Origin of the sequence: Marseilla massiliensis (assembly GCF_023336985.1) — a bacterium.
GTDB classification, from domain to species: Bacteria; Bacteroidota; Bacteroidia; order Bacteroidales; family Bacteroidaceae; genus Prevotella; species Prevotella intestinigallinarum.
Genome location: NZ_JAMBLP010000007.1, coordinates 153,457 through 160,782 on the forward strand (window position 1 = coordinate 153,457; position 7,326 = coordinate 160,782).

Consider the following 7,326-nt stretch of genomic DNA (forward strand, 5'->3'; position numbering starts at 1 on the left):
AAAAGGAGTAAAGAAATGGATTTTAAGAGAAATATCATCATAACAGGCGGTGCCGGCTTTATTGGCAGTCATGTGGTTCGCCTTTTCGTGAACAAGTATCCGAAGTATCGTATCATCAACCTTGATAAGCTGACCTATGCAGGCAACCTGGCTAACCTCAAGGATATTGAGAATAAAGAGAACTATGTCTTTGTAAAGGCTGACATCTGTGACTACGAGGTAGTGAAAGACTTGCTGGTGAAGTACAACGTAGACGGCATCATCCACCTCGCAGCTGAGAGCCACGTGGACCGTTCCATCAAAGACCCGTTCACCTTCGCACATACCAATGTCATTGGTACGTTGACTTTATTGCAGGCTGTCAAGGAATACTGGGAGAGTCTGCCCGAGAAATACAAAGGTAAGCGTTTCTACCACATCTCTACGGACGAGGTGTATGGTGCGTTGGAGTTGACCAATCCCGAGGGTATTGAGTCTCCGTTTAGCACAAAGGCAAGTTCTGAGCATCACCACGCCTACGGCACTGAGTTCTTCACCGAGGAAACGAAATACAATCCACATTCGCCATATTCCGCCTCTAAGGCCAGCAGTGACCACTTCGTGCGTGCCTTCCACGACACCTACGGAATGCCGACCATCGTGACAAATTGCTCGAACAACTATGGGCCGTACCAGTTCCCGGAGAAGCTAATCCCTCTGTTCATCAATAATATCCGCCATCGCAAACCGTTGCCTGTCTACGGCAAAGGAGATAATGTGCGCGACTGGCTATATGTAGAAGACCATGCACGCGCAATAGATTTGATTTTTCACGAGGGCAAGGTAGCCGACACATATAATATCGGTGGCTTCAACGAATGGAAGAATATTGACATTATCAAGGTGGTGATTAAGACCGTTGACCGCCTGCTTGGTCGCGCAGAGGGAGAAGATATGGGCTTGATAACCTATGTTGCCGACCGAAAAGGTCACGATATGCGCTACGCCATCGATTCACGCAAGCTCCAAAGGGAACTTGGTTGGGAGCCGAGCCTCCAGTTTGAGGAAGGAATTGCGAAGACTGTGCGTTGGTATCTTGACAACCAAGAGTGGATGGACAACGTTACGAGTGGCGACTATCAAAATTATTATGAAGATATGTATAAAATGTAATATAATCATTTGTGTGGTTGAAAATGTCAGGAATTTACAAATATCACATATTCGCTCCATATCGTGTATGTCCTATTGGGGCGCATGTTGACCACCAACATGGAATAGTCACTGGTTTTGCCATCAATAAGGGGGTAGACCTTTGGTTTACGCCAAATGATGACGGGCATGTGCATTTGGAGTCGCTAACTTTTGGCGGTACTGTTGATTTTGATGTCACACAAGCATCGCAAGTTAGGGAAAAGCATTGGGGGGATTATGCTCGTGGCGTGAAGTACGCATTGAGAAAACGATTTGCATTAAAAAAAGGTATCAATGGCATTGTGCAAGGTTCTCTGCCTGTAGGTGGATTGTCATCAAGTGCTGCTGTGCTGGTGGCTTATACCATGGCATTTGCAAAAGCAAACAATATAGACTTGGCACCTTTTGAGGTGGTAAGTATTGCATCCGAGGCAGAGCGCGAGTATATTGGTCTTAGTAACGGCATCCTTGACCAAGCGTGTATAACGCTGGGCAAGAAAGACGGGCTGCTGTTCTTAGATTGCGACAGCAATGATTGGCGCGTGATTAAGCGCAATCCAGATATGCCAGACTTTGAGATAGGCATTTTTTTCTCTGGCTTGACCCGCAGCCTCGTTAACAGCGACTACAACTTGCGTGTGTATGAGTGCAAGACGGCGGCGTGGAACATGCTGGCATACACCGACCAGCCGTTGCGCCCATTTGACAAGACATTCTTGCGCGATGTGCCAAAGGCCACATTTGAGAAAACTCGCATTGCCATGCCGCAGCGGTTTGCCCATCGTGCAGAGCATTTCTATTCTGAATATCGTCGTGTTCGTCAAGGGGTGACGGCTTGGGAAAGTGGCAATCTGAAACTTTTTGGCAAACTATGCTTCGATAGTTGTGAGAGTAGCATTCACAATTACGAATGCGGCTCTCCTGAGTTGATAGCGATATATGAGATAATGCGCAAGTTGCCCGGCGTATATGGAGGTCGCTTCTCCGGGGCTGGTTTTAAGGGGGCTTGCATTGCTCTTGTGAATCCTATGTACAAGGAGGAGGTGGAAAAGGAACTGACTCAACGATATCTTGAGCAATTTCCTGAATATGAGAACACATTCAAAATTTATTTTGTCAAGCCAGACGATGGGGCGAGATTTATAACAGACTAATAACAATGAAGAATATAGTGATTGCAGCGGGCTATGCGACAAGGTTAGGGGAATTGACGAAGAATTTTCCCAAGCCATTGCTGAAGATTGGTAATAACACTATTTTGGGGCGGATGATTGACGACATTGACAGCATCCCTGAAATAACTGAGCACATCATTGTGACCAACCATAAGTTTGCCGAAACATTCAGGCAATGGGCATCTGAGCAGCATTATTCTAAGCCGGTGACCATCATCGACGATGGTACGGAAACTAACGACACAAGGCTCGGTGCTGTATGCGACTTATTGTTAGCGATTGAAAATTGCCGTATAGATGACGACATGCTGGTAGTGGCTGCTGATAATCTGCTATTCTTTACGTTTAAAGACTTCGTGGACTTTGCCAATCAGAAGCAAACATCGTGTATCATGTGCCATGAGCAACCCGATTTGGACAAGTTGCGCCGTACTGGGGTTATCGTTGTGGATGACAAGATGAAAGTGCTCGAGATGGAGGAGAAGCCACAAGAACCCAAGAGTACGCTTGCTGTGCCGCCATTCTACATCTACATGAAGAAAGACCTTGCACTTGTGAGACAATCGGTGGAGAACGGCTGTGGCAAGGATGCGCCAGGAAACCTTGCACATTATATGGTTGGCAAGACAGAAATGCATGCCTGGCCAATGAATGGGGGACGTTTCGATATAGGTAGCATCGATACGTATAAAGAAGCATGTGAGATGTTTGGAAAATGATGAGCAATCTTATTGAATAGATATAGTAGGTTTATATATCCCTAGGAAAAGTCCAACTTAAGGCGGAGTTTGTTGGTTTTATCTACTGTGTGGAATATTAACATCCCAACACGAAATAATGAAAATAGTATATTAATAAGAGTTATGAGAAAAGTAGCATTGATTACTGGTGTTACCGGTCAGGACGGTTCTTACCTGTCTGAATTTTTGATGTCAAAAGGTTATGATGTGCATGGAATTATCCGTCGCTCGTCGGTGGACTACAGGGAAAGGATTGCCCATTTGGAAGGCCAGCCCAACTTCCACCTCCATTTTGCCGATTTGGGTGACTCCATGTCGATTGTAAAGGTGGTGGACAAGGTGAAACCTACCGAGATCTATAACCTTGCCGCACAGAGCCATGTACAGGTGAGCTTTGACTCGCCTGAGTTCACCGCAGATGTGGACGCCACGGGCGTGCTCCGCGTGCTGGAGGCCGTGCGTGCCTGCCATCTGGAGGACACCTGCCGCATTTATCAGGCTTCCACCTCTGAGCTTTATGGTAAGGTGGAGGAAGTTCCTCAGAACGAGAATACGCCGTTCCACCCTTATAGTCCTTATGCCGTGGCCAAGCTTTATGGTTACTGGATTGTGAAAGAGTATCGTGAGGCTTACAATATGTTCTGCTGCTCGGGTATTCTGTTCAACCATGAGAGTGAGCGTCGGGGCGAGACTTTCGTTACGCGAAAGATTACACTTGCTGCAGCACGCATTGCACAGGGGAAGCAGGAGAAGCTCTATCTTGGTAACCTTTCGTCGCTTCGCGACTGGGGCTATGCCAAGGATTATGTGGAGTGCATGTGGCTAATTCTGCAGCATGAGAATCCTGAAGATTTCGTGATTGCCACAGGAGTTCAGCACAGTGTACGTGAGTTCTGTCAACTGGCATTCCGTTATGCAGGCATTGAACTGGAGTTTGAGGGCGAGGGCGAAAACGAGAAGGGCATCTGTGTGTCCGGTCCCGAGAACCTTGTTGGCAAAACACTTGTTGAGGTATCGAAGGACTTCTATCGCCCGACTGACGTTGTGAACCTCTGGGGGGATCCCACCAAGGCGAAGGCAAAACTCGGTTGGAATCCACAGAAGACATCTTTCGAGGAACTTGTGCGCATCATGGTGGATTATGACATGCACAAGGTGGCAGCTGAGGATGCGAGCGAGAAGGTACGCAAGATGAACCTTGCCGAATATCTTGAGAAGGGTATTGTAAAATAACAAATCTTTGTTCCGTCGGATTTACAGTCCGGCGGAACTTAGCATTAATGCATTATGGAAAAGAACTCAAAGATATATGTTGCCGGCCACCGTGGAATGGTTGGCTCGGCCATTGTGCGTGAGCTGGAGCGTCAGGGATATACAAACATAATCACTCGCACGCACAAGGAACTTGACCTGACAAGGCAGGAGGCCGTGGAGGCTTTCTTCGCTGATGAGAAGCCAGAGTATGTGTTTCTCGCCGCTGCCAAGGTGGGCGGCATCGTTGCCAATGAGTCGGCGCTGGCGGATTTCATGTATGACAACATGATTCTTGAGATGAATGTGATTCATTCTGCTTGGAAGAACGGTTGCAAGAAGTTGGAGTTTCTTGGTTCGTCGTGCATTTATCCTCGAATGGCACCTCAGCCTATGAAGGAGAGTTGCCTGCTCACTGGTGAGCTGGAGAAAACCAACGAAGCTTATGCTTTGGCGAAGATTAGCGGACTTAAGTATTGCGAGTTTCTGAACCGTCAGTACGGTACCGACTACATCAGCGTGATGCCTACCAACCTCTATGGCCCGAACGACAATTACCACCCCGAACACAGCCACGTGCTGCCAGCACTTATCCGCCGATTCCACGAGGCAAAGGAGGCTGGCGCAAAGAGCGTTACCTGCTGGGGCGACGGTTCTCCGTTGCGTGAGTTTCTGTATGTAGACGACCTTGCGAATCTCTGTGTGTTCCTGATGAACAACTACAGCGGAAACGAGACAGTCAATGCCGGTACTGGCAAGGAACTCACTATCAAGGCTCTGACGGAACTGGTGGCAAAGGTTGTTGGCTACGATGGTGAAATCCGTTGGGACACTACGCGGCCAAACGGTACGCCACGCAAACTTCTCGACGTATCAAAAGCCACAGCCTTGGGCTGGACATATAAGACGGAGCTCGAAGACGGCATCCGCCTTGCATATCATGACTTCCTAACTAATCCGATGAGGGCAGAAAGGTAATATAAATATGCAACTTGTTCTTTTATCCGGCGGCTCAGGCAAACGCCTGTGGCCGCTTTCAAACGATTCTTATTCAAAGCAGTTTCTGCGTCTCCTGCCTGCACCAGACGGTGGTGAAGAGTCGATGGTTCAGCGGGTAGTGCGCCAGATAAAATCGTCTGCGCTTGGGGCAGACATAACGATAGCTACCGGCGAGTCTCAACGTGATGCCATTAGCTGCCAGCTTGGTGATACCGTGGGTGTTGTGACAGAACCCGAACGCCGCGACACTTTCCCTGCAATTGCTTTGGCATGCCTTTATCTTTCCAAGCAAAAAGGTTGTGCTGCCGACGAACCGGTGGTCGTTATGCCAAGTGACCCATATATTGATGATAGCTATTTCGATGCTATTGGCCGGATGGTTGAGGCTGTGGAGGGTGATGTTGCCAATCTGGTGCTCATGGGAATCCGTCCTGATTATCCTTCCACTAAATTTGGTTATATTGTACCAGAGGCGGCTTCCGGCAGCAATGTAGCCGACGCGATGAGGGTGAAGCGTTTCACGGAGAAGCCTACAGCGGAGAAAGCCGTTGAACTTATATCTCTGGGAGCCTTATGGAATGGGGGTGTCTTTGCTTTCCGACTTGGTTACCTTCTTGAAATTATTTCCAAATATGTGGACTGTGGCCATAGCTTTGATGAGTTGCGTTCGTGCTATTCTTGTTTTCCGAAGATTAGTTTCGATTATGAGGTGGCTGAAAAGGCAGACTCTGTTGCTGTTGTGCCATTTGCCGGGGTATGGAAGGATCTTGGCACATGGAATGCATTAAGCGAGGTTCTTGGCAGTAGCACTATCGGTAAATCTACACTCGACTCGGCTTCTGTAAATACTCATGTGGTAAACAGACTCGGTATACCGTGTCTTTGTATTGGGGCCAAGAACTTGGTTGTTGCTGCCAGTCCTGACGGAATTCTCGTTGCAGACAAGGACTGCTGTGAGTCAATCAAGCCTTATGTTGAGTGCCTGTGTGCACGCCCGATGTTTGAGGAGCGCCGCTGGGGAACATATAAGGTGCTTGAACACCATAATGGTGGAGAATCAAACTCCGATACGCTTGTTAAGCACATTTTCCTCAATGCGGGTAAAAACATTAGCTATCAAGCCCATAACCATCGCTCAGAGGTTTGGACATTTATTGAAGGCGAGGGCGAACTGATGCTTGATGGTGAGGTAACAACGGTTCGTAGGGGTGATGTTGTCAATATTGCAGTCGGGCAAAAGCACGCCGTACGGGCGGTGACAGATCTTCGTTTTGTTGAAGTGCAACTAGGCTCTCCTCTTATTGAAGAGGATATTGTGAGATATGAGATGTCTTGGCCTGTTAATCATGGTTGATGCTCTCAATCTGTGAGATAAACTCCGAATCAATCATACAGTCCAGAACACGTCTATTATATCGTTGTCCAGACAGGTTGTTTGCTGTGCCGATGGCTTTGTTGGGCTACGTCGCGACATTTGTGTAAGCGTGTTTCCGCTGTGAATGGGCCTTGTATTAATGTGTTAATAACCATGCGGCTGTAATGAGTAGTATTGGGCTTATTGTGACAATTCTACGTGGCAAAGGCAAAATGAAGAGGTTGTTCATGGTGTGTGAGACTATGCAGTACATTGGCATTGTCGTTTTGTCGTGTTTTTCTGCTTTGTTACTATTGGGTAGTGGAAAGAGAATGAGCTAGTCTGCAATGAGCAATTCGTTTAATGCTTTTGTAGACTCTATTTGAAATAATGTTATCTGTATTCACTGTAATAGCTGAGGTTATTTAGGGTAATAATGCAACAGTATGACGTAATGGGTTTCCGATGTATTCAGTAAATGAATACAATAACGTTAATCCTCACAGCCAGGTGGCTTATTATTAAGCCACCTGGCTGTTTTTCTATACTATTGTTTGAGACATCCGAAAAGCACAGGGTAATTTTTGTTGATGTTATATCCGGCTTGCCCATATCCAAGTAATCCCCAGAAAAA

At 47.2% G+C, this 7,326-nt stretch carries 6 protein-coding genes; all 6 read left to right on the top strand.

The features are described 5' to 3' along the window. Nucleotides 1–15 precede the first annotated feature (15 nt). The 6 genes from M3089_RS07550 (at nucleotide 16) to M3089_RS07575 (ending at nucleotide 6,692) form a co-directional block, all read left to right on the top strand. Nucleotides 16–1,152 carry a dTDP-glucose 4,6-dehydratase gene (locus tag M3089_RS07550; protein WP_249083062.1) on the top strand — a complete coding sequence of 379 codons (1,137 nt, stop codon included), beginning with the start codon at nucleotides 16–18 and terminating at the stop codon, nucleotides 1,150–1,152. A 23-nt stretch (nucleotides 1,153–1,175) separates the two neighbouring features. After that, nucleotides 1,176–2,327 carry a galactokinase gene (locus M3089_RS07555; RefSeq protein WP_249083074.1) on the top strand — a complete coding sequence of 384 codons (1,152 nt, stop codon included), beginning with the start codon at nucleotides 1,176–1,178 and terminating at the stop codon, nucleotides 2,325–2,327. Between the two features lie 5 nt (nucleotides 2,328–2,332). Then, complete coding sequence (locus tag M3089_RS07560; protein WP_249083064.1) at nucleotides 2,333–3,067, top strand: nucleotidyltransferase family protein; 735 nt, start codon at nucleotides 2,333–2,335, stop codon at nucleotides 3,065–3,067. 144 nt (nucleotides 3,068–3,211) lie between these two features. Beyond that, nucleotides 3,212–4,321: a GDP-mannose 4,6-dehydratase gene (gene gmd / locus M3089_RS07565; RefSeq protein WP_205110791.1), complete on the top strand. Its 1,110-nt coding sequence runs from the start codon at nucleotides 3,212–3,214 to the stop codon at nucleotides 4,319–4,321. 51 nt (nucleotides 4,322–4,372) lie between these two features. Continuing rightward, on the top strand, nucleotides 4,373–5,317 hold the full coding sequence (locus tag M3089_RS07570) for a GDP-L-fucose synthase family protein (protein ID WP_317236429.1): 945 nt from the start codon (nucleotides 4,373–4,375) through the stop codon (nucleotides 5,315–5,317). A 7-nt stretch (nucleotides 5,318–5,324) separates the two neighbouring features. Further along, nucleotides 5,325–6,692, top strand: a complete 1,368-nt coding sequence (locus M3089_RS07575; RefSeq protein ID WP_249083067.1) for a sugar phosphate nucleotidyltransferase — start codon at nucleotides 5,325–5,327, stop codon at nucleotides 6,690–6,692. Nucleotides 6,693–7,326: the final 634 nt, after the last annotated feature.

What these genes read in the sequence shown, in the direction of transcription:
- M3089_RS07550 (WP_249083062.1), top strand. Translation starts at nt 16, where the DNA reads ATGGATTTTAAGAGAAATATCATCATAACAGGCGGTGCCGGCTTTATT.
- M3089_RS07555 (WP_249083074.1), top strand. Translation starts at nt 1,176, where the DNA reads ATGTCAGGAATTTACAAATATCACATATTCGCTCCATATCGTGTATGT.
- M3089_RS07560 (WP_249083064.1), top strand. Translation starts at nt 2,333, where the DNA reads ATGAAGAATATAGTGATTGCAGCGGGCTATGCGACAAGGTTAGGGGAA.
- gmd (WP_205110791.1), top strand. Translation starts at nt 3,212, where the DNA reads ATGAGAAAAGTAGCATTGATTACTGGTGTTACCGGTCAGGACGGTTCT.
- M3089_RS07575 (WP_249083067.1), top strand. Translation starts at nt 5,325, where the DNA reads ATGCAACTTGTTCTTTTATCCGGCGGCTCAGGCAAACGCCTGTGGCCG.